Below are 26,855 nucleotides of genomic sequence, written 5' to 3' on the forward strand. Positions count from 1 at the left end.
GGTTCGGGGAGGCGCGGTGACGGTGACGGCGCGGGAACTGTTGGCGGAGATCCAGCGCGACGCGGCCGCCGTGCCGTGGGCGAACCGCTTCGTCGCGGCCGTCGCGGACGGGCGGGCGCCGCTGCCCGCCGTCGCCGCGCTCGCCGCCGAGGAGTGGCACATCATCCCGAGCGACCGGCGCAGCTTCCTGGTGCTCGCCGCGCGGTCCGCCGAGCCGGCCGCCATCGGCCTGTTCACCGCGCTGGCGCAGGGCGAGGACGCGGTGCTGCCGCTGGTCCCGCCCCTGGCCGCGGCGGCGGGCCTGGACGCGGCCGGCCTGGCGGCGTACGAGCCGCGGCCCGGCGCCCAGGCGTACGCCGGCCGGGTGGCCTGGCTGGCGCTGCACGCCGACCCGGCCGCGGCGGCGCTGGCGATCGTGGCGAACTTCGGGGCGTGGGGCGGGTACTGCGCGGCGCTGGCGGCGGGCCTGCGGGCGCGGTACGGCTTCGACGACGCGGCCTGCGCCTTCCCCGACTTCTTCGCCACCCCGGCGCCGGAACTGGTGGAGCGGGCGGTCGCGGCGGCGCAGGCCGCGCTGGACGCGGGCCGGCCGCTCGCCGACGCGCGGCGCCAGGGGCGGCTGCTGCACGCGTACGAGATGCAGTTCTGGGACACGCTCGCCGACCTGCCGACTTGACAGCCCGCGGCGTCCCACACATTCGTTGTGAAATTCGCCGCGGTCAATGCGAAATTGCCCGGGTGAATGCCCCGCGGCGCGGGCGCGCGGCGAGGACGGTGCCGCCGCGCGGCCTCACCCGCCGGCGGCACCGTCCTCGTCACCGGGGCGGGGTGGGGTGGGGACGGGCGACCCCGGTGCGCGGTGGGCATCCCTACGATGGGGCATCGGGGGGTGGCCTTCAATGGGCGCCGGTGCCCCTCGCGGCATCCGTGAAATCCCGCCACCGCTCCCGCCGCCCGTGTGCCGCGCCGGCCCGGCCGCGAATGTGAATTCGGGGATCGGCAGCGCAAAATTTGCGCCCGCGGGCGCCCCGGCGGGGTTGGCGCGCGGCCCGGAACGGCGGCGATAATCCGGCTTTCGGTCGCGTGTTCCCGGGAGCGGAATGGACGCCAGACTCGCGTTTGTGGTGCGGAACGGCCCGTTCCCCGTCGCGCTGCGCGCCGCCATCGCCCACCGCGGGCTGACCCTCAAGCACCTCCAGCGCCGGCTGGCCGGCGCCGGCATCCACGTCGGCATCGCCACGCTGAGCTGCTGGCAGTCCGGCCGCCGGCACCCGGTCCGGCCGGCGTCGCTGGCCGCGGTCGCCGCGATCGAACGCCTGCTCGACCTGCCCGCCGACTCCCTGCTCGCCCTGCTCCGCCAGGCCGACCGCGCCCCCGCCGCGCCGGGCTCCCGCCGGTACGCCGACATCCTCGCCGACCCGCGCAGCCTCGCCGGCCTGCTGGCCGACCTGGGCCCGTACGGTCACCAGCTCCAGGTCGTGACCAGCCACACGACCGTGCGCATCGGCCCGGACCGCACCCTGCGCGAACTGGACGTCTTCCAGGCGGTCGCGGCACTCGGCCCGGTCGACCGGGACATCGCGGTCTACACCGGCGAGGCCCGCGACGACCCGGCGGCGGTCCGCTTCGCGGGCCTGGAGGAGTGCCGGGTCGGCCGGGTCCGGCGGGACGCGGCGGCGGCCCGCTCGGTGGCGGAGCTGCTGTTCGACCGGCGGCTGGCGACGGGGGAGACGCACCTGTTCCGGTACCGGGTGACCGACGCCAACCCGAGCGTCTGCACCGAACACTTCCGCTGGCTGCCGCACCCGCCGGTGGCGATGTCGCTGCGGGTGGCGTTCGACCCGGCGGCGCGGCCGGCGCGGATCTGGCGCTTCACCCGGTCGCGCGAGGGGGGTCCGTACCGGACCCGGGAGGAGCTGCCGGGCCCGTACGACAGCGCCCACATCATCTCGGTCCCCGACAAGCCCGGCTGCATCGGCCTCTCCTGGGAGTGGTGACCGGGCGGGCGCGGTTACCCCCCGGTAGTCGTCGAACGGTTGCGAAATGGGGGGTGGGCGGGGGCGAGCGGACCGGCCCGGGATCGTGGGCCTCAGGGACGGGGGCTGGCCGTCGAAGGGGCGCACGGACGGCGACGGACGCCGCGGGGAGGTGAGTTCGAATGGTGTTGACCAGAGCGAGGGTGGCAACCGCAGCCGGTGTCGCGCTGGGGGTCGGGCTCACGTCGCTGATGGTCGTCCGGACCACCCAGGCCGTGTTCTCCGGCTACTCCTCGACGCCGTCGAACACCTGGGCCACCGGCGGCGCGACGCTGTCCAACGACGCCACCGCCTCGGCGGTGTTCAGCCAGGCCAACGACGGCACGCTCGCCGGCGGTCAGGTACTGAGCCGGTGCATCGTCGTCACGTACGTCGGCGCAACGACCCCAGCGGCCGTCCGGCTGTACGCCACCGCCTCCGGAGCCCTCAACTCGTACCTGTCCCTGGTCGTCGACCAGGGCTCCGGCACCCCGGGTAACGGGAGCTGCACGGGATTCTCCGCGAGCAGCGCGGGTATCTACTCGGGTACGGTCGCCGGCTTCGCCACCGCCGCGAACGCCTGGGGCAGCGGCGTGGGTAGCTGGTCGCCGACCGTGGGCGCAACCATGACCTACCGCTTCACCGTGACCGTGCAGAACCACCCCAGCGCCCAGAACGCGACCGGTTCGGCCACGTTCACCTGGGAGGCCCAGGCTTGATCGCAGTTCGGTCCCCCGGGCCGGACACGTCCCCCGCGCGGGGCCGCCTCGGCGCGCTGGCGACCGACGCGGCCCGCGTGGTCCTCAGCAGTACCCTCATGGCGGTGTTCACGCTGCTCGCGTGCGTCCTGGCGCCGCTGACGTGGGGCTGGCATGCGTACACGGTCACGTCGGGCTCGATGCAGCCGCTGGTCCGCCCCGGCGACGTGGTGCTGGCCAGCACGGTGGATCCGCGCCGCCCGCCGGATGTCGGCGCGGTCGTCGTCCTCAGCCCGATCGAGCGCGGCCGGCCGCCGATCACCCACCGGGTGGTCGAGCGGCTGCCGGACGGCCGGTACCGCACCAAGGGCGACGCCAACCGCCAGCCCGACGCCCGACTGGTCGACACCGGCCAGATCATCGGGCGGGCGCGGCTGGTGGTCCCGCTCATCGGGCTGGTGCCGCTGCGCCTCGGCCCGGGCGCGCCGGTCCTCGGCGTCCTGGTCGTGCTGGGCAGCCTCGCCGCGGGCCTGGTCGCGCGGCACCGGCGTGCCCGCCCGCCGACCCCGCCGGCCACGGCCGCCGCCGGGCTCGCGGCGGTGGTCCTGCTGGCCGCCGCCGGTACGGTCGCCACCGGCAGCCGGGCGGCCTGGGTCGGCACCTCCGGCACCCCGGCCCACACCTGGGTCACCTCGGACTTCTACTACGAAGCAATGGTCGCGTCCGCCCCGGCGTCCTACTGGCGCCTCGGCGGCAACAACGCCACCAGCGCCCCCGACGTGATGGGCGCGGCCGCTATGGCGCTGGTCAACACGCCGACCGTCGGTCGGCCGGGGGCGCTGCGCGGCGACCCGGACACGGCGATGGGCTTCTTCCGGGCGCCGGCCATCAGCTACGGGACGGTCACCTCGGCGGCCCACTCGTTCGCCGGCTCGATGACCGTCGCGGCGTGGTCCCGGGTGAGCGGGGTGACCAGCAACTGGCGGCTGGTCTTCAAGGGCACGTCCGGGAACCTCAACTACCTGCTCTCCTGGGACACCAGCGGGAACAACATGCGGTTCCTGGTGGACCCGGCGGCGACCAGCCGGGTCACGGCGACCGGCGCCTACCCGGCCGGCGGCGCCTGGCACTTCATCGTGGGCAGCTACGACGGCGCGTTCGTCCGGCTCTACGTCGACGGCCAGCAGCTCCACCAGGTCGCTCTGACCGGTGCGCTGAAGACCAACGCCAACGCCCTGACCGTCTCGGAGAACAACGCCTCCACCGGGATGATCGGCGACGTGGACGAGGTCGCGGTGTGGGGGCGGGCGCTGTCGGCCGGCGAGATCAACCATCTCTGGACCATCGGCCACCCCTGAGCCCGCGGGCGACGGGCGGCCGGGCCCCGAACGTGGCGCCGGCCGCGGGTCAGCGTCCGCCGCCGTGGCGGCGGAACGTCGGCTGTGGCCACCGCGCCCCGCGCTGTGAAAATTCGATCGCCGTTACCGGCCCCGATCACACCGCACCGCATTTACCGCCCCGATGGCCGTTATGCAGGAATCCAGCACCCCGAATATCTCCCGCAAACCGCCCACTATGGTGGGACCCGGGCGGGGAATCCTTTCGGTTTGCGACCGTTGTTTCTACCCTGAAAACGGACGAGCCGACGATTCGCGCAGCGCGCTCGGCGTCCGTTAGCCTGCGCCCGCCCCCGCCGCATCATCCGCTCGTACGGAAGCTCATGCCGATCACGCGCAGCAAACTGCTGGAATGGTTCCGCCGCTACCTGCCCGCCGAGGTGTTCGGCACCGCGACAGCCGTGCTCGCGGGCGTCCTCGCGTACCGGGTGACCGGCGAGTTCGCCGCCGCGGCGGCCGCCGGTGCGGTCGCCGAGAACGTCGGGTACTACGGCTGGTTCGCCGTCCGCGAGACCCGGCGCCACCTCGCCCTCCTGCGCCACGCCCCGCGCCGCCGCCGCCGGGCCGCCGGTCGGGCCGCCCGCGACCTGCTGATCGAGTTCGGGCCCGCCGAGGCGCTGGACAGCCTGCTCGTCCGCCCGGCCCTGATGTACGCCGGCGCGTACCTCGTCGCGCCCGTCGCCGCGGGTCTGCTCGCCGGCAAGCTCGCCGCCGACCTCGTGTTCTACGGCTGCGCCATCCTCGGCTACGAACTGCGCCGCCGCCACGTCGACGCCGCCCTCCCGTCGGCCGTACCGGAACGGACGCCATGCAGACCCCATTCCTGACCCTGGACCCGGCGGAGGTGGAGGCGGCGTACCGCCGGTTCACCGCCGCCCTGCCCGACGTCGTCGTCTGCTACGCGATGAAGTGTCAGCCGCACCCGGCGGTCCTGCGCCGGCTGGCCGCGCTGGGCAGCTCGTTCGAGGTCGCGTCGGCGGCCGAGCTGGACGCGCTGGTCGCGATCGGCGTCGACCCGGCCGGGCTGCTGTTCAGCCACCCGGTGAAGCCGCCCGCGCACATCGCGCACGCGTACGCGGCCGGCCTGCGCGCGTTCGCCGCCGACTCGGTGCTGGAGCTGGACAAGCTCGCCGCCCACGCCCCCGGCAGCCGCGTCTACCTGCGGATGGCCGGTCCGGCCTCGGCCAGCGTGGTGGCCAGCGAGGGCAAGTTCGGCGTCTCGCCGGCGACCGCCGCGGACCTGCTCCGCGCCGCCGCCGACCGCGGCCTGGCGCCGTACGGGCTGACGTTCCACGTCGGCTCGCAGATGCTCGACCCGGAGCCGTGGGTGCTGGCGATCAAGGAGGCCGGCGCCGTCATGGCGGGGCTGGCCGAGGACGGCATCCGGCTGGGCATGCTCGACATCGGCGGCGGCTTCCCCGTCCCGTACGCGACGCCGGTGCCGCCGATCGGCGCGTTCGCCGCCCGGATCCGGGCGGCGCTGGCGGAGTCCCTGCCGTACGACGTCGCGGTTGTCGCCGAGCCGGGCCGCTACCTGGCGGCCGCGGCCGGGACCCTGACCGCGACGGTGGTCGGCGTCGCCGAGCGCCCCGGCGGCACCTGGCTGCACCTGGACGCGGGCGCGTTCCACGGGCTGATCGAGGCGCTGGAGACCGGCAACACGCTGCGCTTCCCGGTCACCGACTCGCGCGACTCGCCGCGCCGGCGCCGCTACCACCTGACGGGCCCGAGCTGCGACAGCCAGGACACGATCCAGTACGACGAGCCGCTCTCGGCCGACCTCACCGTCGGCGACCGGGTGTACTTCGGCGCGGCCGGCGCCTACACGACGGCGTACTCCCGCGACTTCAACGGCCTGCCCGCCCCCACCGTCCACTGCCGCTGAGGCCGCGCGGCCCGGCGGTCAGCCCGGCGCGGCGCAGCAGCCGTCCGCGCAACCGCCGGGCGCGGGCGACCGCGCCGGCCGCGGGCAGCAGGTGTCGCCGCGCAGGGCGGCGCGGCCCTCCGCGACCGCGACGGCCGCGATGACCAGCGCCGCGACGGCGTCGGCCCGGGCCCAGCCGAGGACGCCGTGGAGGCCGAGGCCGACGAGCAGGACCGCGGACAGGTACGTACACAGCATGGTCTGCCGGGAGTCGGCGACCGCGGTGCGCGAACCCAGCTCGCGCCCGGCGCGGCGCTGCGCGAGGGACAGGCCCGGCATGACCGCGAGCGACACGGCGGCCAGCCCGATCCCGACGGCGGAGTGCTCGGCCGTACCGGTGCCGAGCAGCGCCCGGCCGGCCTCGACGGTGACGTACGCGGCGAGCGCGAAGAACGAGACCGCGATGACCCGCAGCGCCGCGCGCTCCCGGGCGGCGGGGTTCGGGCCGGCGAACTGCCAGGCCACGGCCGCGGCGGACGACACCTCGATGACGGAGTCGAGGCCGAACCCGACCAGCGCGGCCGAGTCGGCGGCGGCGCCCGCGGACAGCGCGACGGCGGCCTCGACGACGTTGTAGGCGATGGTGGCGGCGACCAGCAGCCGGACCCGCCGGACGAGCAGCGCCCGGCGGGCGGGGTCCGGCAGCAGCGGGCCCGGGCGGTCGGCGTCGGGGCGGCGGGCCATCAGCAGCAGCCCTCGGCGGCGGCGTCCGGGCAGGCGGTCGGGTCGACATCGAGGACCAGGCCGAGCAGGTCGTCGAGCGCGTGCCGGATCCGCGCGTCGGCGAGCGCATACCGGGTGCGGCGCCCCTCGGGCACCGCGACGACCAGGCCGCAGCCGCGCAGGCAGGCGAGGTGGTTGGACAGGCTCTGCCGGGTCACGCCGAGCCGCTCGGCCAGCTCGGCCGGGTAGCCGGGGCCGTCCCGCAGCGCGAGCAGCAGCCGGGCCCGGGTGCCGTCGGACAGCGCGTGCCCGAACCGCGCGAGCACCCGTCCGCGCGGCACCGTCTCCATTCCGCCGATAGTACAGCGAACGCTGTACTGTTCAACCGGGTCGGACGCCGGCCTTCTCGCGGATCCACGCGCGGTGGGCGGCGACGCTGGCGTGGTCCGCCGCCGGCGGGGGCGCGGGCCCGAATCCCCGATAGCGAATCGCATCCACCGAATCGATTCCCGGCCGCGGCGGTCCGACCGGTGACCGGAATGGGTGGTGCGGCCGGGTCGGCTAATTCGCCGCGTCCGGCGGCGGATTAGCCGGCGCGGTGGGGCTCGCGGTCGGTTGCTCCGGCGGGCCCACCCGGCCGATCCAGAGGTAGTCGCGGGGTCGGGTCATCGCCACGTACAGCAGGCGCTTGGCCTGGTCGAGCCGGTCGACGTCGCCCGCGCCGCCGCGCGCGGCCTGCTGGATGGCGTCGTCGTGCCGCGGCAGCAGGACGTACTTGAAGTCCAGGCCCTTGGCCTGCCGGGCCGTGCCGATCTTGATCCGGTCGGTGGCGTTGCCGTTGTAGTCGCGCAGCCCGAGGGTGCGGTGCCCGGCCGCGGCCAGCAGGTGGGCGTAGTGCGCGACGTGGCGGTGCTGGGCGCAGATGACGGCGGCCTCGCCGACGGCCCCCTTCCCGTACCGCTCGGCCAGTTCGGCCACCGCCCGCAGGAGCGCCCGGTCGTGCTCGCCGACGGTCGCGGCGGTGTGCCGGCTGGCGTGCCCGCCGTCCAGCGCCGTGGTGGCCGCGTGCTGGTGGATGGTCGTACCGTCGTGGTCCTCGAAGCTCAGCCCGGCCAGCACCTGGTTGGCCAGTTCGAGGATGGCCGAACTGTTGCGGTAGTTGAAGTCCAGCACCCGGGCCCGGGCGCCGCGGATGTTCAGCCCGGCGTCGGACAGCCGCCAGCCGCCGGGGTAGACCTGCTGGCGGGAGTCGCCGAGCAGCAGCAGGCCGGCGGCGCGGTGGTTGGTGAGCGTGGTCAGGATCCGTACGCCGGTGAGGGTGAGGTCCTGCACCTCGTCGGCGATGACCGCCGCGTAGCCGGGCTCGGGCAGCCCGCGCCGCACCTCGGCGAGCGCGAGGCTGAGGACGTCCTCGTAGTCGTGGCCCCCGCGCTCGGTCCGGAACCGCTCGTACGCCAGGTACAGCTCCCACACCGCCTCGCGGTGCGCCGGCCGCAGCGGCAGCCGGCGGCCGGTCCGCGGGGCCTGCCGGTACTCGTCGTAGTCGGTGATCCCGCGGCCCTTGATGACGTGGCTGATCTCGTCGCGCCAGTACCGGTGGTCGGGCTCCAACTCGGCGAGCACGCTGGTCCGGCCGGCCCGCGACCAGGCCAGCGGGAACCAGTTCGGCTCGCCGTTGGGCAGCCGGACGGGCCGGCCGCGCTTGCGCAGCAGCCGCAGCGCCCACCCGTGCAGGGTGAGGCACTCCACCCGCGCGGCCACCGCCGGCGCGAGCCGGGCGATGGACTCGGCGGCCACCCGCGGCAGGTTGGCCTGGAAGGTCAGGAACAGGACGGGCAGCGCCGACCGGTTGGCGATGTGCACGGCGCGGTGCAGGCCGATGACGGTCTTCCCGGTACCGGCCGGGCCGCTGATCCGCGCCGGCCCGGTCCACTGGGCGGTCACGAGGCCGGCCTGCGAGGAGTGCAGGAACGTCATCCACTGCGGCAGCGCGTCGGCCAGGCGGGCGCGCACGCCGGCCCGGGCCAGTTCGGCCGCGTCGAACAGCTCGCCGACCGCCGGGCCGGCGGCGTCGGCGCCGGTCGCGGTGAGGTCGGCCTGTCGGTGATGCGGGCCGAAGGTGTCCCGCAGGTGCTCGTACACCCAGCGCACCTGCACCGCACCCAGCCGCGGCGGCTGGGCGCCGACGACGGCGCGCAGCAACTGCCGGTGCCCCAGCACGCGGACGCGCCCCACGCGGTCGTCGGCGTCGTGCCCGACGAAGGCCAGCAGCACGTGCACGCTGATCGGCGGCAGGCCCAGCTCGGCGAGGGCCTGCTCGACGAGCCCGGCCGCCGCGGTGCTCCGCTCGACGCACTCCTGCCGGTCCTGCGTACCGGCGTGCAGCCGGCCGTTGACCAGCCGGGGGGCGTAGCGCCACTGCTTCGCGTCGACGACGAACACGCCGCCGGGCCCGACGAGCAGGAAGTCGATGTTGGCCGTACCGCCGCGGGTCAGCCGCCGGTCGGCCAGCAGCCGCCAGTCCGGCGCGCTGTGCACCAGCGAGCGCAGCAGGCCGTCGACAGTGCGTTCGCCGGCGGCGCCGGCGGCGAACCGGCGGGCCTGCTCGTGCACCGCCGTGGCCCAGCGCAACTGCTCGTCGCCGAGCAGCTTCAACTGCTGCGCCTGCGCATCCGCTGACCGGTCGGGCACCCCGCCACCTCCCCGCTGACAGAACGTAGCCAGCATAAGCGGTTTCGGTGAAGCCGGAGAACCACAGTGGACAAAGTGGTCAGGTTCCCGCGCCCGTTCGGCAGCGCGGGTCGCTACTCCCGCCGGAGGCCGGTCGAATGGCCGTCGCGACCCGGCCGGCACGCGGGTACCGGCGCCGAACTCGGTGCCCCTGGCCAGGGTCGGGGGTGCGGTAAGCTATCGCCGCTCACCGTGCGTTCAGGTGCTGAGAACGCCGAGTGGAACGCACGTTTCGATTGTTTCGGGCTGCTAGCTCAATGGCAGAGCTGCGGACTTTTAATCCGTAGGTTCAGGGTTCGAGTCCCTGGCGGCCCACAATTCCCGGAGCCGGCCCGGGTGCGCATCCGCGCCGCCGGTGACGCTACGGGTCGACGGGCGTGGTGTCCCATTCGGGGTGCCGTTCGAGCCAGGCCCGGTACACGTCGGTCGCCTCGACGAGGCTGTGCTGTGCGATGACCAGCTCCGTCCGGAGCTGCCGGACGGCTTCCGGGGTCAGGGCCGTGCGGGCGGACACGTACAGCCTCGTGTCCATCCGCAGCGGGGTCCCCGCCAGCGGTACGGCGACCAGGCCCGCGGGCGGCTGGCTGCTGGGCTTCATCAGCAGGACGGTGTGCGGGCGCCGGGCCACGGTGCAGAGGTCGGCGTGGTCGAGGTCCGCCAGGCGGGGGGTGTAGCCCACCCGTTCGCATTCGGTGATCACGTGGCGGGTGAGCCCGGAGGCGGGGTCGCGGGGGCCGCTGTAGGTCTCGGTGGCGAGTTCGGCCAGCTCGATCTCCGTTCGGCGGGCCAGGTAGTGCGTGGCGGGAACGCCGACGAAGACCGGTTCGACGGCGATGAGGTGGCGCTGTAGGTCGGGGTCGGCGGGTCGGGTGCCGGGATAGTCGAGGGCGATCGCGGCGTCGATGTCGCCCGAGGTCAGCATGGCCAGCGGTGTCCGGCCGTCCAGTCCCATTCTGATATCCGGGATCGCGCCCAGTACGTCCGCGACGATCCGCGCCAGGTGCGACGCCAGCGGGCCGAAGGTCGAGCCGACGCGGATGGTGGCGAGGGCGCCGCCGTGGTGGGAGCCGCCGCGCTCCGTTGAAAGCGGGTCAGCGCCTCGAGGACGACGAGTGCGTGGGCGGTGACGACCTCGCCGAGCTTTGTCGGCACTGTGCCGTCGGCGCGCCGGAGGAAGAGTCTGCCGCCGAGAATTCGTTCGGCGCGGGCCAGGGCCGCCGTCGCGGTCGACTGGCTCATTCCGACCGCTGCTGCGGCGGCGGTACCCCGCTGCCGGCCGCAGCACCGGCGGCGGCTGTCCCGGGCGTGGGCACTGCCGCCGAGCAGGCATACCGCGGCGTCGTTCGGAGCGGCGCGGCGGCGGGCGGCGGTTCCATGCGGGCCTCCTTCGAGAGCGAGCGCGTGCTGCCGAACGCGAATTTCACACCGGCGGCAGCGGGTGATCGTGGGGCGACGGGCACCATGCCGTCCGGCGGACAATCACCGCCGGAGCAGCCGAACCAGCCCACGCCGACCCGTTCCGGGGCCCGTCCGGGAGAGCGGCGGCGGGCATCGATGACTATCACCGCCGCGCCTGTCCGTGAACAATTCCAACGATCCATATCCCCCGTCTATGTGAATCGCCTATTCATGTCACGTTCGACCAATTCCATGGAGCCGGGCGAAGCCGGAGCGGCTGCGTACCGGGTGGGCTAAGGCCGCGCGGGCGCGAGCCGATCGGGTGGGTGGGAGCCCGTTCGGTGCGGGTGCTCCGTGATGCGGGTCGGAGGTGGGCGGCGTGGGTGCACCCGGCGCGACCACCGGGCGGCTGGCCGCCGCGGCCAGGGCGGCGTTCCGCTCCCGTACCGGCCGCGGTGTCCTGGTCGCCGCCCTGGTGGCCGGCGCGGCCGTCGCCCGGTGGGACGGCGTGCTGGCCGCGTTCTCGGCCACGACCACGAACCCGGGCAACTCGATGACCCTCGGTACCGTCGTGATCAGCGACAACGACGCCGGCGCCGCCATGCTCAGCGTGACCGGGATGCTGCCCGGCGGCACCGGTTCGGGCTGCGTGGTGGTCACCTACTCCGGCACCGCGCCGGCCACCGTGAAGCTGTACGCGGCCAACGCCGCCGGCGGCGACGGCGCCGCCGACGGGGTCGTGATCCAGAACTGGCTGCGGTTCCACATCCAGGTGGGCACCGGTACGTGCGGCGCCCCGGTCGGCCTGACCAACGTCTCCGCCGCGGCGCCGGGCGACCTCGCCACCGCCGTCTACACCAGGAGCAATTTCGGCAACGGCTACGGCACCGGGTGGACCAGCGCCACGTCCGGGAACACCCGGGTCTTCCGGTTCACGTACACCGCGGACGCCGCCACGCCGAACACCGCGCAGGGCGACTCGATCACCACCGACTTCGTCTGGGAAGCCCAGAACAACTGACGCCGCCCGGCGGTCGCGGCGGCGTCGGTCGGGCGCCCGGAGCAGCGGCGCGGCGAAGGTCCGGCCGTACGGGCCACATCGGACCGTCCGGTGCGGGCGCCCGGCCGCCCGGCCGTCCCGATCGGTGACGGACGGCCCCGACGGCCCCGGACCGGGCCGAACGCGCCGTACCGCCCCGAACCCGGCGCGTGTCGGCCACCCGGCGGGTGCGCCGCCGTCCGGGGCCCGGCCGCGGCGACCGATCGGCCGACCGCGGCCGCGGCGGGAACGGGCGTCGATGCGGACGCGTGATCCCCCGCCCAGCGGGGCAGCGCGGCAGCCACCGTGTGCAGAAGCGATCACGGTACGTTGCTGGTTGCGCGGCGATGTGATATCAACCACGTTCCGCTCCGGTCCCATCGTAGGAGGATGCACCAACGCGCCGTGGCGAAGCGCTCCCTCCCCCACCTCTACTGCGGAGTCGACTGATGATCATCGGTGTAATCCCGGAATCGCGGCCCGGCGAGACCCGGGTGGCGGCCACGCCCGCCACCGCGGCCGAGCTGATCCGGATCGGCTACGCCGTCGTCGTGGGGGCGGGCGCGGGGCGGCGGTCCGGGTTCCCCGACGCGGCGTACACCGCGGCCGGGGCGACGATCGGCGACCCGCTGGCGGCCGACGTCGTCCTGGCGATCAACCCGCCGCCGGCCGCGGAGCTGGATCGGCTGCGGCCCGGCGCCACCCTGATCGGCCTGCTGAACCCGCGCCTGGACCCGGAGCTGGTCGACGACCTGGCCCGGCGGCCGATCACCGCGCTGTCGATGGACGCGGTGCCGCGGATCTCCCGGGCGCAGTCGCTGGACGTGCTGTCCTCGATGGCCAACATCGCCGGGTACCGGGCGGTGATCGAGGCCGCGCACGTCTTCGGCCGCTTCTTCACCGGGCAGGTGACGGCGGCGGGAAAGGTGCCGCCGGCCAAGGTGCTCGTCGCGGGGGCCGGGGTCGCCGGGCTCGCCGCGATCGGCGCCGCCGGCAGCCTCGGGGCGATCGTGCGGGCCACCGACCCGCGGCCGGAGGTCGCCGACCAGGTCGCGTCGCTGGGCGGGGAGTACCTCGCGGTCGCCGAGGCCGGCGCCGAGGTCTCCGCGACCGGGTACGCCAAGGAGATGTCGGACGACTACAACGCCCGCGCCGCCCGGCTGTACGCGGAGCAGGCCGCCGACGTCGACATCATCATCACCACCGCCCTGATCCCCGGCCGGCCCGCGCCGCGGCTGATCACCGCCGACATGGTGGCGAGCATGCGGCCGGGCAGCGTGATCGTGGACATGGCCGCGGCCAACGGCGGGAACGTCGAGGGCACCGTCGCCGGCGAGGTCGTCGTCACCGACAACGGCGTGACGATCATCGGCTACACCGACCTGGCCGGGCGGCTGCCGGCGCAGGCGTCCCAGCTCTACGGCACCAACCTGGTCAACCTGCTGAAGCTGCTGACGCCCGGCAGGGACGGGCAGCTCGCGCTGGACTTCGACGACGCGGTACAGCGGTCCGTCACCGTCGTCCGGGACGGGGAGCTGACCTGGCCGCCCCCGCCGGTCGCGGTGTCCGCGGCGCCCGCGCCCGCCCCGGCGGCACCCGCGCCGGCCGCGGAGCAGCCGCCGCCGACGGCCGCCGCGCGGCGCCGGCCGGTGCTGGTCGGCGCGGTCGCGGCGGTCGTGCTGCTGCTGGTCACGGCGCTGTCGCCGGCGGCGCTGCGCGGGCACCTCACGGTGTTCGCGCTGGCGATCGTGATCGGGTACTACGTGATCGGGCACGTGCACCACGCGCTGCACACGCCGCTGATGTCCGTCACCAACGCGATCTCCGGGATCATCGTCGTCGGGGCAGTGCTCCAGATCGGGCACGGCGACTCGCTGGTCACCGGGCTGTCCTTCGTCGCGATCCTGCTGGCGACCATCAACGTCTTCGGCGGCTTCGCGGTGACCCGCCGCATGCTCGCCATGTTCACCAGGAGCTGAGCCGATGACCATCGAAGCGCTGGCCCAGGCGGCGTACCTCGTCGCCGCCCTCCTGTTCATCCTGGCGCTGGCCGGACTGTCCAAGCACGAGACCGCCAAGGGCGGCAACGCGCTCGGCATCGCCGGGATGACGCTGGCGCTGGCGGCGACCGTCGCGCTGGCCGCGGTGCACCGGATCAGCGGTACCGGCCTGGTCCTGCTCCTCGTGGCCACCGTCATCGGCGCGGCGATCGGCCTGTACCGGGCGCTGCGGGTCGAGATGACCGGCATGCCGGAGCTGATCGCGCTGCTGCACAGCTTCGTCGGCCTGGCCGCCGTACTCGTCGGCTGGAACGGGTACCTGCACGTCGAGGCCGACCCGAACGGCGCCGAGACTGCGCTGCTGCGCGGCCGGGAGCTGCTCGGCATCCACAGCGCCGAGGTGGTCATCGGCGTGTTCATCGGCGCCGTGACGTTCACCGGGTCGATCGTGGCGTTCCTCAAGCTCTCCGCGCGGATGCGGTCGCGCCCGCTCACCCTGCCCGGCCGGAACCTGCTCAACCTCGGGGCGCTCGCGGCGTTCGCCGCGCTGACCGCCTGGTTCGTCGTCGCGCCGTCGCCGTGGCTGCTGATCGTGGTCACCGCGCTGGCGCTGCTGCTGGGCTGGCACCTGGTCGCGTCCATCGGCGGCGGGGACATGCCCGTCGTCGTGTCGATGCTGAACAGCTACTCCGGCTGGGCCGCCGCCGCGGCCGGCTTCCTGCTGGAGAACGACCTGCTCATCGTCACCGGCGCGCTCGTCGGGTCGTCGGGTGCCTACCTGTCGTACCTCATGTGCCGGGCGATGAACCGCTCCTTCCTCTCGGTCATCGCCGGCGGGTTCGGCGTGGACGCCGGGTACGTCGACGACACCGACCACGGCGACCACCGGGAGACCAGCGCCGAGAGCGTGGCCACGCTGCTGGCCGCGGCCGACTCCGTGATCATCACGCCGGGGTACGGCATGGCGGTCGCCCGGGCCCAGCACGGCGTCGCCGAACTGGCCAGCGAGCTGCGCAAGCAGGGGGTGACCGTGCGGTTCGGCATCCACCCGGTCGCCGGGCGGCTGCCGGGGCACATGAACGTGCTGCTCGCCGAGGCGCGGGTGCCGTACGACATCGTGCTGGAGCTGGACGAGATCAACGAGGACTTCGGCAACACCTCGGTCGTCCTGGTCATCGGGGCCAACGACACCGTCAACCCGGCCGCCGCCGAGGACCCGGCCAGCCCCATCGCCGGCATGCCGGTGCTGCGGGTGTGGGAGGCCGACGAGGTCGTGGTGTTCAAGCGGTCGATGGCCTCGGGGTACGCCGGGGTACAGAATCCGCTGTTCTTCCGGGAGAACAGCGCCATGCTGTTCGGCGACGCGAAGGACCGGGTGGCCGACATCCTGCACGCGCTCGCCGCCTCGCCGGTGGACGACGCCCGCCGCGGCCGGGTCGGCCAGCCGGGCTGATTCCCCGCGCCGGCGTGACCGCCGCCCGGCGGCGTGCCGGCCCTGCGGGTCGGCCGCGGGTGGTCAGGGGCAGGTGTCGGGGCCCGGTACGGCGACGGCGTCCCAGGCCCGCCGGGTCGCGGCGCACTCGGGGCCGCCCGGGAACAGCTCCGCGGCCGCGGCCACCGTGGCCGCGCGGGCCTTGGCGTGGGTCCAGCCCGGGGTCTTGCGGGACAGGGCGCCCATGAAGATCTGGCCGGCCTTCTGGATGCCGATGCCGGTCAGGGTGCTGTTGTTGCAGGTCGGGGACTTCGGTTGCCCGTTGGTCGGGTTGGAGCCCTCGGCGAGCAGGTAGAACCAGTGGTTCTGCGGGCCGGCGCCCTTGTGGACCTCGGGTGCGCTGCCGGTCCACATGCAGTTCGGGTCGCCCACTTTGGACGGCTCGTACATGTACCGGATCGGGCCCCGGCCGAGCACGTCGAGCAGCTCGCCGACCTCGTAGTCCGGCGGGTCGGCGGGGTGATCGGCGTAGTGCTCGGTCAGCGCGCCGAGGATGTCGCCGGCCGACTCGGCGAGCCCGCCGGCCTCGATGCCGCCGCCGGCGCCGCCGGGGGTGTATCGGAAGATCGCGTGGCCGTACTCGTGGCCGATGGTGTCCAGTGTGGTGGTCTGGCGGCGCCGGTCGGCGGTGTAGCCGAAGTCGACGGAGCCGCCGCCACCGGGCGCGGTGACGCCGACCCGGGCCGGCAGGGTGCGGCCGGACCCGTCCACGCCGTCGCGGCCGAACCAGTGGCGGAGCATGTCCCACATGCGCTGGGCGCCGTACACGACGTCGACGCAGCCGGACGGCAGGTCCAGCGGCTCGCCGGTGCCGTGCGTGTCGTCGGCGCTGGTGAACGGCGCCCCGGTCGGGCCGGCGCAGGACAGGCCGGGGCGGGCCGGGTCGACCAGCCGGCCGGGCGACAGCTCGCCGAGGTCCTGCCGGCCGTAGTACGCGCCGTACCCGATCGCCCGGACGGGCGGGGCTGTCGCGTGCGTGGGTGGGATTGCCGCGGATGCCGGCGGGGTTGTCGCGTGCGTCGGTCGGGTTGCCGCGGATGCCGGCGGGGCCACCGCGGTCGCGGCGCCGAGGAGGAGCAGCGCCGCGGTGGTGGCGCTCCGGCCCGATGGGAACATCGCCGCACCCCCCGTACATCGATGTCCGCCACTGTAGTCGGTACGGCGGGCGGGGGCACGGGTCAGCGGCGCAGGAACCAGACGCCGCGGAACCGGTCCCAGCCGGTCGGGTCGCAGGAGAGCACGTACCGGCCGGTCCCCGCCGCGCCGGCGAAGCAGACCGTCCCGGTCAGCGTGGCGCCGGGGGCCAGCGGCCCGGCCCGCAGCGTGCCGCCGCGGCGCGGCAGGACGGTACCGGCGGGGGAGCGCAGTTCCCAGTCGTCGAGGGCGACCGGCAGCGGCCGGTCGTGCATGCTGCGGTACGCGACCACCGCGCACAGCGTGCCGGCCGGGGCGCTCGCGGCCGCCGCGGTGAGGTGGACGCTGCGCAGGATGACCCGGCCGGACCGGTCGGCGCAGTAGTCGTCGGCGTGGTCCTGCCCCGGGTACGTCGCCGGGCTGACGGCGCAGTGGGGGTGGACCGGGCCGGGGTTCGACAGGGGCGGCTCGACGAGGGCGGCGTACTGCCGCCGCACGGTGAAGTAGGCGAGGCCGACGCCGCCCGCGGTGTCGAGGCAGCACAGGCTGAGTACGGCGGCGACCACGACGATGATCACCGTACGGCGGTGCCGGCCCCCGGCCGGCGGCGGCACGGGCCACGGCGCCGGCGGCACGGCGGGCGGTGGCGGTACGGAGGACGGTGGCGGGCCCGGCGGCGGCGCGGGCGGCGGCAGCTCGGACATGCGGCCCCCTCCGTGATCGCGACCCCGTGACCGGCCCGCGGCTCGTGACCTGCCTCGCGGCTCGTGACCGGTCCCGCGGCCGGCCCGGCCCGGCCGTGTCGCCCCTGCCCGGGCAGCCTACGGCGGCCGCCCACCCGCCCGCGCCCGAAGCCGCGACCGCCCGCGGCCGAACCTCGCCGGAAGCGCCCGCGGCCCGCCGCGCGGTGGGCGTCCGCGGCGGCTCGCGGGCCGGCGGGGGCACCCGGGTGGGCGGTATTCTCCGGCCGGGCCGCGCCGCGGCGGCCCCCGACGGAAGGCGGAGTGCTGTGCTGGACCGGACCCGGATCGCCGCCGACACCCCCGCCGCCGCCCGCGGGGTCTTCCTCGACAGCGCCGGCTCGTCCCTGCCGCCCGCCCCGGTGGTCGACGCCGTCGTCGGCCACCTGCGGCGCGAGGCCGAGGTGGGCGGGTACCGCGCCGCGGAGGAGCGGGCCGCCGACCTGGACCGGGTCCGCGCCTCGGTCGGCGCGCTGCTCGGCGCGCCCGCGGACAGCATCGCCCTGCTCGACTCCGCGACCCGGGCGTGGACGCAGTTCTTCTACTCGGTACCGCTGCGCCCCGGCGACCGGATCCTGCTGTCCGGGGTGGAGTACGCGAGCAACGCCGTCGCCGCCATCCAGCGGGCCAGGGCGAGCGGCGCGACGGTCGAGTTCGTGCCGAGTGACGCGGCCGGGGCGCTCGACCCGGCGGCGCTGGCGGCCATGCTGGACGACCGGGTGCGGCTGGTGTCGGTGGTGCACGTACCGACGAACGGCGGCCTGGTGAACCCGGTCCGCGAGGTCAGCGACCTGGCCCACCGGTACGGCGCCCTGGTCCTGCTGGACGCGTGCCAGTCGGTCGGCCAGCTCCGGGTCGACGTGGGGGAGCTGGGGGTCGACGCGCTGTCGCTGACCGGCCGCAAGTGGCTGCGCGGCCCGCGCGGCACCGGCGCGCTGTACGTGCGCGGCGCGGTCGCCGACGCCCTGGAACCGGTGACCATCGACCTGCACAGCGCCGAGTGGACCGGCCGGGACGACTACCGGCTGTGGCCGGGCGCCCGCCGGTTCGAGCTGTGGGAGTCCGGCGTCGCCGACCGGCTGGGCCTGGGCGCGGCGGCGGACTACCTGCTGGACCTCGGGGTCGACGCCGTCGAGGCGGCCGTGCGGGCCGGCGCGGACACGCTGCGCGGGCTGCTCGGCGGGATCGCCGGGGTGACCGTCCGCGACCTCGGGCACCGGCGCAGCGGCATCGTCGCGTTCACCGTGGACGGGCGGGACCCGGCGGCGGTCCGGGCGGCGCTGCGGGAGCGCGACATCACGGTGACCGTGAGCACCCGGTCCGGGACGCTGGTCGACATGGACGCGCGCGGGCTGCCGGCGGTGGTGCGCGCGTCGCCGCACTACTTCGTCGGGCCGGAGCAGATCGAGGCGGCCGCCGCCGCGGTGGCCGACATCGCCGCGGGCCGCTGAGCGGACGGGGGCCGGCCCGCCGGCCCCCGTCCCACCGGGGTCAGTCGACCGCGGTGTCGTTCGGCACGGTCCGCCAGAGGCGGTCCGAGCTGGGGTACGCGGTGTCCAGGTACAGCGTGTCCCACGAGCCGTCGTTGTACCGGCGCAGCGTCAGCGCCAGCCCGTCGGCCGTCCGCGGGCGGTAGCTCCACCAGCCGGTGGTGGTGGAGCTGATCCGCTCGGGCTTGAGCAGCCACTTCTGCAGCTCGGAGCCGTCGCAGGTCTTGATCACGACGTTCGCGCCGCGGGCCGGGTTGGCGGCGGCCGGCTGGAGGCACTTGTTGGCCGCCTGGTTGCGCAGGACGTACAGCCAGTTGCCGCTCAGCCCGACCTCGCCGAGGTCCTCGACGTCCCAGACCTCGGTGCGGTACCGCCAGGCCGGGTCGCGCAGGGTGATCGCCTGCGCGCCGTCGGCGGTGCTGTCGTTGAGCGTGGCGAGGCGTCCGCCGCTGGTCTTGTTGATGATGTCCCGGTTCGGCACGGCCGCGGCCGCCGCGCCGGTGGCCGTCAGCGGGATCGCGAGCGCCACGGGCAGCACGACGCCCAGCAGCACGCGTCCATATCGGATGAAGCTCATATGTGTGTGTCTCCTCATGACCACTGTCGGACCGCGCGTCGGGCGCGGTCGGAAATGATCATGGAGGGCCCGGTCGGGGTCGACAGTGAGCCATGCGCATCCGTCACTCCCGCGGGTGGGGTGAACGGCCGCCGGCCGATCCGAGAGTTCCGGGCTGTGCGAACCGTCACGGTCGCTCAGCGACCAATACGGTCGCAAAGTGGCTAGCCTGGTCCCATGCCACGCCAGACCCGGCAGCAGGTCGACGACGAGATCATCGACTGCGCCGCCACGCTGTTCGCCCGCCACGGGCTGCGCGAGACCTCGATCCAGCGGATCGCCGACGCCGTCGGGTACTCCAAGAGCGGCCTGCTGCGCCACTACCCGTCCAAGGAGGCGCTCCAGGAGGCCGTGGCCGCGCGCTGCCTGGCCGAGCTGGCCGACGTCGCCCGCGGCGCCGCCGGCGAGCCGCCCGGCCCGGGCCGGGACCGGGCCGCGCTCACCGGCCTGGCCCACCTCGCGCTGCGCCGGCCGGGCTTCATCGCCCTGCTGCTCGCCGCCCTGCTGCGCGACCCGGCCGACCCGGAGAGCGCGCTGCTGGAGCCGGTCGGCGAGGTGATCGCCGAGGCGTTCGCGCTGGCGCCGCCGACCGAACCGGACACCGTGCCCGATCTCGGGCGGGCCATCCGGGTGGCCGGGGCCGTCGGCGCGCTGGCCGTCGCCCGGACCGCGCTGCGCCCGCACCTGACCGCCGCGTCGGCCGCGGACCTGATCGATGTCGCCCACCGCGCCCTCGGCCACCCGGCCGCGGACGCATACTGAACAGCACGGGGGTACCGCACATGGCACGACTGCTGCACCGGCTCGGGCTCGCGTCCGTCCGGCACCGCCTCGCCGTCACGCTCGCCTGGCTGGCCCTGCTGGTCGGCGGCGCCGTCGGGGCCGCGACGCTGGCCGGGGACACCATCTCGACGTTCGAGATCCCCGGCGAGGAGTCGACGACCGCGCTGGACGTGATGGGCGCGAAGTTCGGCGACAGCGCCACCGCCGGTACGGCCAGGGTGGTCCTCCAGGCGCCCGGCACCGGCCGGATCACCGAGCCGGCGAACGCCGCCGCGGTGGCCGGCGTCGTCGCCGACCTGCGCCGGCTGCCCGGCGTCGCCTCGGCCACCGACCCGCTGGACGCGCGCGGCCCCGTCGTCTCGCCCGACCAGCGGGCCGCGTACAGCACGGTCACCTACGCGGTGCCCGCCCCGGCCGTGACGGACGCGCAGCGCGAGGCGCTGGTCGACGCCGTCGCCGCGGCCCGCGGCACCGGCCTGACCGTCGAGGTCGGCGGCGAGGCGACGCAGGCCGCGGGCGCGGTCGGCGGCCCGGCCGAGGCGGTCGGCGTGATCGTCGCGCTGGTCGTGCTCGCGCTGACCCTCGGCTCGCTCGTGCTGGCCGGGATGAACCTGCTCACCGCGGTCGTCGGCGTCGGCATCGGGGCGCTCGGGATCACCACGCTGACCGGGTTCGCCGACCTCCAGTCCACCACCCCGGTGCTCGCCGTCATGCTCGGCCTCGCGGTGGGGATCGACTACGCGCTGTTCATCGTCACCCGGTTCCGGCACGAGCTGCGCGCCGGCCGGGCGGCCCCGGACGCCGCCGCGCTGGCCGTCGGCACCGCCGGCTCCGCCGTCGTCACGGCCGGGCTCACCGTCGTGATCGCGCTGGCCGGGCTGGCCGTCGCCGGCATCCCGTTCCTGACCGAGATGGGCCTGGCCGCCGCGGCCACGGTGGTGATCGCCGTGCTGGTGGCGGTCACGCTGGTCCCGGCCATGCTCGGGTACGTCGGCACCCGCGCCCTGCCCCGCCGCGAGCGCCGCGCGGCCGGCGGCGCCCCGGCGGTGGACGACGCGGCGCCCGAGCGCGGCTTCATCGCCGGCTGGGCCCGGGCGGTCACCCGGTACCGGTGGGTGAGCCTGCTCGCCACCGTCGCCGCGCTGGCCGTGGTCGCCATCCCCGTGCTGTCCATGCGGACGTCGCTGGCCCTGCGCCCCGAGGCCGGCAGCAGCGCCGCGGCCGCGGACCGGATCGTCGCCGAGCGGTTCGGCGCCGGCGCGGCCGCCCCGCTGCTCGTCCTCGTCGACGGGCCGGACGCCGTGGCGCACGCCGCGACCGTCCGGGCGCGGGTGGCCGGCCTCGGCGGGATCGCGCTGACCGGGCCCGTCCAACCCGCGCCGGACCGGACCGCCGCGCTGGTGAGCGTCGTCCCGACCACCGGGCCGGACGACGCCGCCACCGCCGACCTGGTCCGCGCGCTGCGCGCGGGCACCGACGACGCGCCGGGCGCGCGGGTGCGGGTCACCGGGCAGACGGCGATCAGCATCGACGTGTCGAACAAGCTGAACGACGCGCTGCCGCGGTACCTGGTGCTCGTCGTCGGGCTGGCGTTCGTCCTGCTGGTGCTGGTGTTCCGGTCGCTGCTCGTCCCGGTCGTCGGGGTGCTCGGCTTCCTGCTGACGATCGGCGCGACGCTCGGCGCCACCACCGCGGTGTTCCAGTGGGGCTGGCTCGGCGCCCTGGTCAACGTGCACACGACCGGGCCGCTGATGAGCCTGATCCCGATCATCATCGTGGGCATCCTGTTCGGGCTGGCGATGGACTACCAGGTATTCCTGGTCAGCCGGATGCACGAGGCGTACGCGCACGGCGCCGCGCCCCGCGCGGCCATCGTCACCGGCTTCCGCCAGGCCGCCCCCGTGGTGGTCGCCGCGGCGACGATCATGTTCGCCGTGTTCGCGGGCTTCGTGCCCGAGGGCGACGCCGCGATCAAGCCGATCGGCTTCGCCCTGGCGCTCGGCATCCTGTTCGACGCCGTGATCATCCGGATGGTCGCCGTACCGGCGGCGCTGGCCCTGCTCGGCGCCGCGGCCTGGCGGCTGCCGCGCTGGCTGCGCTGGCTCCCGGAGCTGGACGTCGAGGGCGCGGCGCTGGAACGGCCCGCCCCGGCCCGGCAGCCGGAGCCGGTCGGCACCCGCTCCTGACCGGCGGCCGCGGGTGGGGCGCGCGGCTCCCGCGCCCGCCCCGTGCCCCACCCACGCCCGCCCCGCGCGCACTCACGCCCGCCCCGCCCGGCGGCGCATACCCGCAGGCCCCGGCGGGGTAAGGACTCCGGCATGGATGCGGACGTGGTGGTGGTCGGGCTCGGGCCCGCGGGCGAGGAGCTGGCGGCGCACCTGCTGCGCGCCGGCCTGCGGGTGGTCGGCGTCGAGGCCGGCCGGATCGGCGGCGAGTGCGCCAACTGGGGGTGCGTGCCCAGCAAGATGATGGTCCGCGCCGGCAACGCGCTGGCCGAGGCCGAGCGGCTGCCCGCGCTCGCCGGCCGGGCCGAGGTGACGCCGGACTGGGCCCGGGTCGCCGACCGCATCCGGACCGAGGTGCTGCCCGGCGGCGACGACGCCGCCGCGGTCCGCGCGTTCGAGGCCAAGGGCGGGGTGTTCGTCCGCGGCCGGGCGCGGCTGGCCGGGCCCGGCGTGGTCGAGGTCGACGGCCGCGAGTACCGGGCCGCGCGCGGGGTCGTCCTGGCCACCGGCACCCGGGCCGCGATCCCGCCGATCGACGGCCTCGCCGACACGCCGCACTGGACCAACCACGAGGCCACCCACGCCGACCACCCGCCGGCCTCGCTGGCCGTGCTCGGCGGCGGCGCGGTCGGGGTCGAGCTGGCCCAGGCGTACGCCCGGTTCGGCACCGAGGTGACCGTGCTCGAATCGGCGTCGACCGTCCTGGCCGGCGAGGAGCCGGCGGCGGCGCTGCTGGTCGCCGAGGCGCTCGCCCGCGACGGGGTGCGGGTGCGCTGCGGGGTGTCCGTCGACCGGGTCACCCACGCCGACGGCCGGTTCACGCTGGCCGCCGACGGCCGCGACGTCACCGCCGAGCGGCTGCTCGTCGCGGCCGGCCGCACGTACGCCACCGCCGGCCTCGGCCTGGAGACCGTCGGCCTGAAGACCGACGGGCCGGTCGAGGTGGACGGCCGCCTGCGGGCGGGCGAGCGGCTGTGGGCGATCGGCGACGTGACCGGGAAGGGCGCGTTCACCCACGTGGCCACGTACCAGGCCGGGATCGCCGCCGCGGACCTGCTCGGCGAGCCGGTCCCGCCGGCGGAGTACCGGGCGGTGCCGCGGGTGACGTTCACCGACCCCGAGGTCGGGGCGGTCGGCCTGACCGCGGCCGCGGCGGCGCAGCAGGGGGTGGCGGTGCAGGTGTACCGGGCCAGCGTCCCCGAGTCGGCCCGCGGCTGGCTGCACCACGCGGGCAACAGCGGCACGATCGTGCTGGTCGCCGACGCGGACGCCGACGTGCTGGTCGGCGCCACCTCGGTCGGCCCGGCCGGCGGCGAGGTGCTCGGGCTGCTGACCCTCGCGGTGCACGCCCGGGTGCCGCTGCCGGAGCTGCGGCGCATGATCCACGCGTACCCCACGTTCCACCGCGCGGTCGCCGACGCCCTCCGCGACGGCCCGACCTGACCCACCCGCCCCGCCGGCCGCACCCGCCCGCCGGCACCGGCTGCGCCCTCGGTTCCGGCGCCGGCCGCGTTCGGCGCGGGTGCGCATCATGGCGCCCGGAGCGGGTACCGGAAGAGGCGGTGGCCGGCCCGCCGGGCCCCGTGTGCCGCCCGGGAGAGGAGTGCGCCATGCCCCGTTCCGACCCGCCCGACCGCCCGCCGGCCTGGTTCCGGATCGCCGCGCGGCTGCGCGGCGCGCTCACCTACGTCAGCGTGTTCGCCCTGCTCGGCGGCGCCGTCGCGGTGGTCGCGGGGCGGGACGGGCCGGTGGGGGAGGTGGGGCGCGCGGTGTTCTACGCCGGCATCGGCGCGCTCGCCGTCGTCATGGCCGCGACGCTGCTGCCCGGCGCGCCCGCCGTCCGGCCGCGGACGCTCGCGGCCCCGGTGCGCGGCCGCTGGCGGACCGTCAACAGCCCGGCGAACCGCCGCCCCAGCCACGGCACCCACGGCCTCGGCCAGACGCACGCCGTCGACCTGGTGTTCGACCCGGCCGACCGGACGCCGCCGCGGTTCGGCTGGACCGGCGGCTTCGTACCGCCGTCCGCCCGGCCGGGCTTCGGGCAGCCGGTGTACGCGCCGGCCGAGGGGACCGTCGTCGCCGTCCGGGACGGGCAGCGCGACCACCGCTGCCGGGCGAGCTGGCCGGGCCTGGTGTACCTGCTGGTGGAGGGGGTCGTCCGCGAGCTGCTCGGGCCGCGCTTCCTGCTCGGCAACCACATCGTGCTGGACGTCGGCGGCGGCGAGTACGTCGTCCTGGCCCACCTGCGCCGGCGCTCGCTGACCGTCCGGCCGGGCGCGCGGGTGGCGGCCGGCGCGGTCCTCGGCGGGTGCGGCAACTCGGGCAACAGCAGCGAGCCGCACCTGCACCTGCAACTCATGGACCACGCCCACCCGCAGGTCGCGGCCGGGCTGCCGTTCCGGCTCGCGGACGTGATCGGCGACCACGGGCGGCCGCTGGCGGGCCTGCCGCCGACGGGCGAGCACCTGCGCACGACCCGCCCGCCGGCCCCGACCATGCCGACCCGCGCCCGCCCGGTCCCGGACGCCGTCCGCTGACCCGAACGGCCCGCCACCCCGGTCGGGGGTGGCGGGCCGCTGGATCGGTACCGGCTCAGCCGGCGGGGCAGGACTCGTTGCCGCTGCTCTTGACCGAGACGGCGTCCCACGCCTTCTGCACGGCCGCGCACTCGCCGCCGGTCGGGAACAGCTCCTTGGCCGCCGCGACCGACGCGGTCCGGGCCCGGCTGTGCGACCAGGTCGACGTCTTGCGGTTCAGCGTGGCCATGAAGATCTGGCCGGCCTTCTGGATGCCGATGCCGGTCAGGGTGCTGTTGTTGCAGGTCGGGGACTTCGGCTGCCCGTTGGTCGGGTTGGAGCCCTCGGCGAGCAGGTAGAACCAGTGGTTCTGCGGGCCGGCGCCCTTGTGGACCTCGGGTGCGCTGCCGGTCCACATGCAGTTCGGGTCGCCCACTTTGGACGGCTCGTACATGTACCGGATCGGGCCCTTGCCCACGAGGTTGACGGCCTCGCCGACCTCGTAGTCCGGCTTGTCGTTCGCGTGGTTGGCGTAGTGCTCGGTCAGCGCGCCGAAGATGTCGCCGGCCGACTCGTTCATGCCGCCGACCTCGCCCTGGTACCCGCCGCCGCCGGGGGTGTTGCCGAACAGGCCGTGGCCGTACTCGTGCGCGACGACGTCGATGGGCGTGAGCTGGCGCTTGTTGTCCTGGGACTTGCCGAAGGTGGCGTACTGGCCGTTCCAGTACGCGTTGACCTCCTGCAGCCCGACCCGGGACGGGAACCACCGGCCGTTGCCGTCGATCCCCTTGCGGCCCAGCCACTCCTTGAGCATGGCGTCCTGCTTCTGCGCGCCGTACATGACGTCGGCGCAGCCCGAGGGCAGGTCCATCGCGCCGCCGTTGCCGTAGCTGTCGCTGGAGCTGGTGAACGGCGAGCCGTTCTGGCCGCCGCACTGCAGGCCCGGCCGCGCCGGGTCGACCAGCTTGCCGGCGGACAGGGCGCCGAGGTCCTGCTTGCCGTAGTACGCGCCGTTGCCGGTGGCGTGCACGACCTCGTTGCGGACCCGGTCCTCGATGACCCGCCCGGTCCGCGCGTCCAGCACGACGTGCAGCTTGGCCGGCGCGCCGGCCTTGTCGCGGCCGGCGACGACCACCTCGTACGCGAGCCGGCCGGCGCCCTCGGCGACGACCACCAGCCGCGGCGCCTCGGCGCTCTCCACCTTCCCGAGCTGGGCGCGGGCGATGCGGGTCGCCCGCGCCGCCGGGACGGTCGGGGTCAGCGAGCCCGGGTCCAGCGCGGCGTCCTGGGCCACCCACGTGCTCAGCGGCGCGCCCGCGGCGTCGGTGACGACGACGGCGTCGCCGCCGAGGACGGGCAGGCCGCGGTGCGTGCGCTCGTACGCGACGTACTGCAGGTCGCCGCCGGCGACGTTGGACTGCTGGGCGAACTCGTCGGCGGCGGCGCGGTGGAACAGGGCCGGGTCGTCGGCGAGGAGGCGGTCCGCCGTGGCGGCGGCGCGCAGCGCCGCTGCCGCCCGCGGGGTCGCCGCGGGGTCGGTGCCGGCGTGCCCGGCGGGGGCGGTGAGGGCGACGGCCCCGGTGACGGCGACGGCCGCCCCGGCGGCCCACACGACCTTGCGTTTCACGGGCTGCTCCTTCGAGGGGTCGGACCCGCCGGCGATGCGGGGCGTTCGGGTGCTCCACGCCGGCGGGGGCAGCGAGCGCCGGGCGGGCCGTGGCCGACCGCGCGGCACCCGGGGGGAACTGCCGCGGTACGTCCGCGAGCGGGTGCCCCGCCGCGGACGAGCCGAGTACCGGAGTGAAGACCATCGATCGATCCCGCCGCCAGGGGCCGGGGGTGACCGGGACCACAGAGTGTGAAAGAGCTGACAGTTATGCGCCGCAGGCTCGTTCACTTCGCCAGCTCCCCGGCGTTCACCAGCTCTGTTGAGCCGAAGATGATCCGCAAAGTGTGAAAGTTCCCGTGCGTTCAGCGACTCGGCTGTGAAAGCCG

The 26,855-nt window shown here is 75.6% G+C and carries 22 protein-coding genes, 1 tRNA gene and 1 pseudogene; 15 read left to right on the forward strand and 9 right to left on the reverse strand.

What is annotated here, in order from left to right:
• Window positions 1-16 precede the first annotated feature (16 nt).
• From IEY94_RS12485 to IEY94_RS12510, 6 genes are all read left to right on the forward strand, one after another.
• Window positions 17-676 (forward strand): transcriptional regulator, encoded by a 660-nt coding sequence (locus IEY94_RS12485; protein WP_189170319.1) that lies wholly within the window; start codon window positions 17-19, stop codon window positions 674-676.
• A 445-nt stretch (window positions 677-1,121) separates the two neighbouring features.
• Window positions 1,122-1,997: a helix-turn-helix domain-containing protein gene (locus tag IEY94_RS12490; RefSeq protein ID WP_189170320.1), complete on the forward strand. Its 876-nt coding sequence runs from the start codon at window positions 1,122-1,124 to the stop codon at window positions 1,995-1,997.
• 182 nt (window positions 1,998-2,179) lie between these two features.
• Entirely contained in the window at window positions 2,180-2,734 is a 555-nt protein-coding gene (locus IEY94_RS12495; protein WP_189170321.1) for a hypothetical protein, read from the forward strand.
• Window positions 2,731-4,071, forward strand: coding sequence for a signal peptidase I (locus IEY94_RS12500; RefSeq protein WP_189170322.1), 1,341 nt, complete (start codon window positions 2,731-2,733; stop codon window positions 4,069-4,071). Before IEY94_RS12495 ends, IEY94_RS12500 begins: the two co-directional genes overlap by 4 nt.
• Window positions 4,072-4,433: 362 nt before the next feature.
• The gene (locus IEY94_RS12505; RefSeq protein ID WP_189170323.1) at window positions 4,434-4,937 is read left to right on the forward strand and encodes a hypothetical protein; all 504 of its coding nucleotides are present in this window, start codon (window positions 4,434-4,436) and stop codon (window positions 4,935-4,937) included.
• Window positions 4,919-5,995, forward strand: coding sequence for a type III PLP-dependent enzyme (locus IEY94_RS12510; RefSeq protein WP_189170324.1), 1,077 nt, complete (start codon window positions 4,919-4,921; stop codon window positions 5,993-5,995). The genes IEY94_RS12505 and IEY94_RS12510 overlap by 19 nt, the downstream gene beginning before the upstream one ends.
• A gap of 18 nt (window positions 5,996-6,013) precedes the next feature.
• Here the strand turns inward: IEY94_RS12510 and IEY94_RS12515 are convergent, their stop codons facing one another.
• The 3 genes from IEY94_RS12515 to IEY94_RS12525 form a co-directional block, all read right to left on the reverse strand.
• Window positions 6,014-6,718, reverse strand: a complete 705-nt coding sequence (locus IEY94_RS12515; RefSeq protein WP_189170325.1) for a cation efflux transmembrane domain-containing protein — start codon at window positions 6,716-6,718, stop codon at window positions 6,014-6,016.
• A complete protein-coding gene (locus IEY94_RS12520) occupies window positions 6,718-7,047 on the reverse strand; it encodes an ArsR/SmtB family transcription factor (RefSeq protein WP_189170326.1) in 330 nt (109 codons plus the stop codon). The genes IEY94_RS12515 and IEY94_RS12520 overlap by 1 nt, the downstream gene beginning before the upstream one ends.
• A gap of 211 nt (window positions 7,048-7,258) precedes the next feature.
• The gene (locus IEY94_RS12525; RefSeq protein ID WP_189170327.1) at window positions 7,259-9,388 is read right to left on the reverse strand and encodes a nuclease-related domain-containing DEAD/DEAH box helicase; all 2,130 of its coding nucleotides are present in this window, start codon (window positions 9,386-9,388) and stop codon (window positions 7,259-7,261) included.
• 282 nt (window positions 9,389-9,670) lie between these two features.
• Here IEY94_RS12525 and IEY94_RS12530 point away from each other — a divergent pair.
• A tRNA-Lys gene (locus IEY94_RS12530) sits at window positions 9,671-9,742 on the forward strand.
• Between the two features lie 46 nt (window positions 9,743-9,788).
• On the opposite strand, the gene IEY94_RS23505 is transcribed toward IEY94_RS12530, so the two are convergent.
• On the reverse strand, window positions 9,789-10,466 hold the full coding sequence (locus IEY94_RS23505) for a LysR substrate-binding domain-containing protein (RefSeq protein ID WP_373291285.1): 678 nt from the start codon (window positions 10,464-10,466) through the stop codon (window positions 9,789-9,791).
• A 104-nt stretch (window positions 10,467-10,570) separates the two neighbouring features.
• A pseudogene (locus IEY94_RS24295) lies at window positions 10,571-10,906 on the reverse strand (helix-turn-helix domain-containing protein); the annotation flags it as partial.
• Between the two features lie 298 nt (window positions 10,907-11,204).
• Between IEY94_RS24295 and IEY94_RS12545 the strand changes: the two are divergent.
• The 3 genes from IEY94_RS12545 to pntB all read left to right on the forward strand — a co-directional run bounded on the left by IEY94_RS12545 (window position 11,205) and on the right by pntB (window position 15,317).
• A complete protein-coding gene (locus IEY94_RS12545; protein WP_189170329.1) occupies window positions 11,205-11,846 on the forward strand; it encodes a hypothetical protein in 642 nt (213 codons plus the stop codon).
• 467 nt (window positions 11,847-12,313) lie between these two features.
• Complete coding sequence (locus tag IEY94_RS12550; protein ID WP_189170330.1) at window positions 12,314-13,843, forward strand: Re/Si-specific NAD(P)(+) transhydrogenase subunit alpha; 1,530 nt, start codon at window positions 12,314-12,316, stop codon at window positions 13,841-13,843.
• 4 nt (window positions 13,844-13,847) lie between these two features.
• Window positions 13,848-15,317 carry a Re/Si-specific NAD(P)(+) transhydrogenase subunit beta gene (gene pntB / locus IEY94_RS12555; protein ID WP_189170331.1) on the forward strand — a complete coding sequence of 490 codons (1,470 nt, stop codon included), beginning with the start codon at window positions 13,848-13,850 and terminating at the stop codon, window positions 15,315-15,317.
• A 63-nt stretch (window positions 15,318-15,380) separates the two neighbouring features.
• On the opposite strand, the gene IEY94_RS12560 is transcribed toward pntB, so the two are convergent.
• Window positions 15,381-16,472: a M4 family metallopeptidase gene (locus tag IEY94_RS12560; protein ID WP_189170332.1), complete on the reverse strand. Its 1,092-nt coding sequence runs from the start codon at window positions 16,470-16,472 to the stop codon at window positions 15,381-15,383.
• A gap of 62 nt (window positions 16,473-16,534) precedes the next feature.
• On the reverse strand, window positions 16,535-17,194 hold the full coding sequence (locus tag IEY94_RS12565; protein ID WP_189170333.1) for a hypothetical protein: 660 nt from the start codon (window positions 17,192-17,194) through the stop codon (window positions 16,535-16,537).
• Window positions 17,195-17,499: 305 nt separating this feature from the next.
• Here IEY94_RS12565 and IEY94_RS12570 point away from each other — a divergent pair, with 305 nt between their 5' ends.
• A complete protein-coding gene (locus tag IEY94_RS12570; RefSeq protein WP_189170334.1) occupies window positions 17,500-18,681 on the forward strand; it encodes an aminotransferase class V-fold PLP-dependent enzyme in 1,182 nt (393 codons plus the stop codon).
• A 40-nt stretch (window positions 18,682-18,721) separates the two neighbouring features.
• Here IEY94_RS12570 and IEY94_RS12575 read toward each other — a convergent pair whose 3' ends face one another.
• A complete protein-coding gene (locus IEY94_RS12575; protein ID WP_189170335.1) occupies window positions 18,722-19,297 on the reverse strand; it encodes an RICIN domain-containing protein in 576 nt (191 codons plus the stop codon).
• A 216-nt stretch (window positions 19,298-19,513) separates the two neighbouring features.
• Between IEY94_RS12575 and IEY94_RS12580 the strand changes: the two genes are divergently transcribed.
• The 4 genes from IEY94_RS12580 (at window position 19,514) to IEY94_RS12595 (ending at window position 24,881) form a co-directional block, all read left to right on the forward strand.
• The gene (locus tag IEY94_RS12580) at window positions 19,514-20,098 is read left to right on the forward strand and encodes a TetR/AcrR family transcriptional regulator (RefSeq protein ID WP_189170336.1); all 585 of its coding nucleotides are present in this window, start codon (window positions 19,514-19,516) and stop codon (window positions 20,096-20,098) included.
• A 20-nt stretch (window positions 20,099-20,118) separates the two neighbouring features.
• Complete coding sequence (locus IEY94_RS12585) at window positions 20,119-22,305, forward strand: MMPL family transporter (RefSeq protein WP_189170337.1); 2,187 nt, start codon at window positions 20,119-20,121, stop codon at window positions 22,303-22,305.
• Window positions 22,306-22,437: 132 nt separating this feature from the next.
• Window positions 22,438-23,787 carry a dihydrolipoyl dehydrogenase family protein gene (locus tag IEY94_RS12590; RefSeq protein WP_189170338.1) on the forward strand — a complete coding sequence of 450 codons (1,350 nt, stop codon included), beginning with the start codon at window positions 22,438-22,440 and terminating at the stop codon, window positions 23,785-23,787.
• 167 nt (window positions 23,788-23,954) lie between these two features.
• Window positions 23,955-24,881 carry a M23 family metallopeptidase gene (locus IEY94_RS12595; RefSeq protein WP_189170339.1) on the forward strand — a complete coding sequence of 309 codons (927 nt, stop codon included), beginning with the start codon at window positions 23,955-23,957 and terminating at the stop codon, window positions 24,879-24,881.
• A 55-nt stretch (window positions 24,882-24,936) separates the two neighbouring features.
• Here IEY94_RS12595 and IEY94_RS12600 read toward each other — a convergent pair whose 3' ends face one another.
• Window positions 24,937-26,487, reverse strand: coding sequence for a M4 family metallopeptidase (locus IEY94_RS12600; RefSeq protein WP_189170340.1), 1,551 nt, complete (start codon window positions 26,485-26,487; stop codon window positions 24,937-24,939).
• Window positions 26,488-26,855 lie beyond the last annotated feature (368 nt).

The organism is Pilimelia anulata, from assembly GCF_014647895.1.
Taxonomy (GTDB): domain Bacteria; phylum Actinomycetota; class Actinomycetes; order Mycobacteriales; family Micromonosporaceae; genus Pilimelia; species Pilimelia anulata.

Excerpts from the sequence above, each read along its gene's own strand:
- IEY94_RS12505 (WP_189170323.1), top strand. The coding sequence starts at position 4,434 with ATGCCGATCACGCGCAGCAAACTGCTGGAATGGTTCCGCCGCTACCTG.
- IEY94_RS12510 (WP_189170324.1), top strand. The coding sequence starts at position 4,919 with ATGCAGACCCCATTCCTGACCCTGGACCCGGCGGAGGTGGAGGCGGCG.
- IEY94_RS12515 (WP_189170325.1), bottom strand. The coding sequence starts at position 6,718 with ATGGCCCGCCGCCCCGACGCCGACCGCCCGGGCCCGCTGCTGCCGGAC.
- IEY94_RS12520 (WP_189170326.1), bottom strand. The coding sequence starts at position 7,047 with ATGGAGACGGTGCCGCGCGGACGGGTGCTCGCGCGGTTCGGGCACGCG.
- IEY94_RS12550 (WP_189170330.1), top strand. The coding sequence starts at position 12,314 with ATGATCATCGGTGTAATCCCGGAATCGCGGCCCGGCGAGACCCGGGTG.
- pntB (WP_189170331.1), top strand. The coding sequence starts at position 13,848 with ATGACCATCGAAGCGCTGGCCCAGGCGGCGTACCTCGTCGCCGCCCTC.
- IEY94_RS12560 (WP_189170332.1), bottom strand. The coding sequence starts at position 16,472 with ATGTTCCCATCGGGCCGGAGCGCCACCACCGCGGCGCTGCTCCTCCTC.
- IEY94_RS12565 (WP_189170333.1), bottom strand. The coding sequence starts at position 17,194 with ATGTCCGAGCTGCCGCCGCCCGCGCCGCCGCCGGGCCCGCCACCGTCC.
- IEY94_RS12575 (WP_189170335.1), bottom strand. The coding sequence starts at position 19,297 with ATGAGCTTCATCCGATATGGACGCGTGCTGCTGGGCGTCGTGCTGCCC.
- IEY94_RS12580 (WP_189170336.1), top strand. The coding sequence starts at position 19,514 with ATGCCACGCCAGACCCGGCAGCAGGTCGACGACGAGATCATCGACTGC.
- IEY94_RS12585 (WP_189170337.1), top strand. The coding sequence starts at position 20,119 with ATGGCACGACTGCTGCACCGGCTCGGGCTCGCGTCCGTCCGGCACCGC.
- IEY94_RS12590 (WP_189170338.1), top strand. The coding sequence starts at position 22,438 with ATGGATGCGGACGTGGTGGTGGTCGGGCTCGGGCCCGCGGGCGAGGAG.
- IEY94_RS12595 (WP_189170339.1), top strand. The coding sequence starts at position 23,955 with ATGCCCCGTTCCGACCCGCCCGACCGCCCGCCGGCCTGGTTCCGGATC.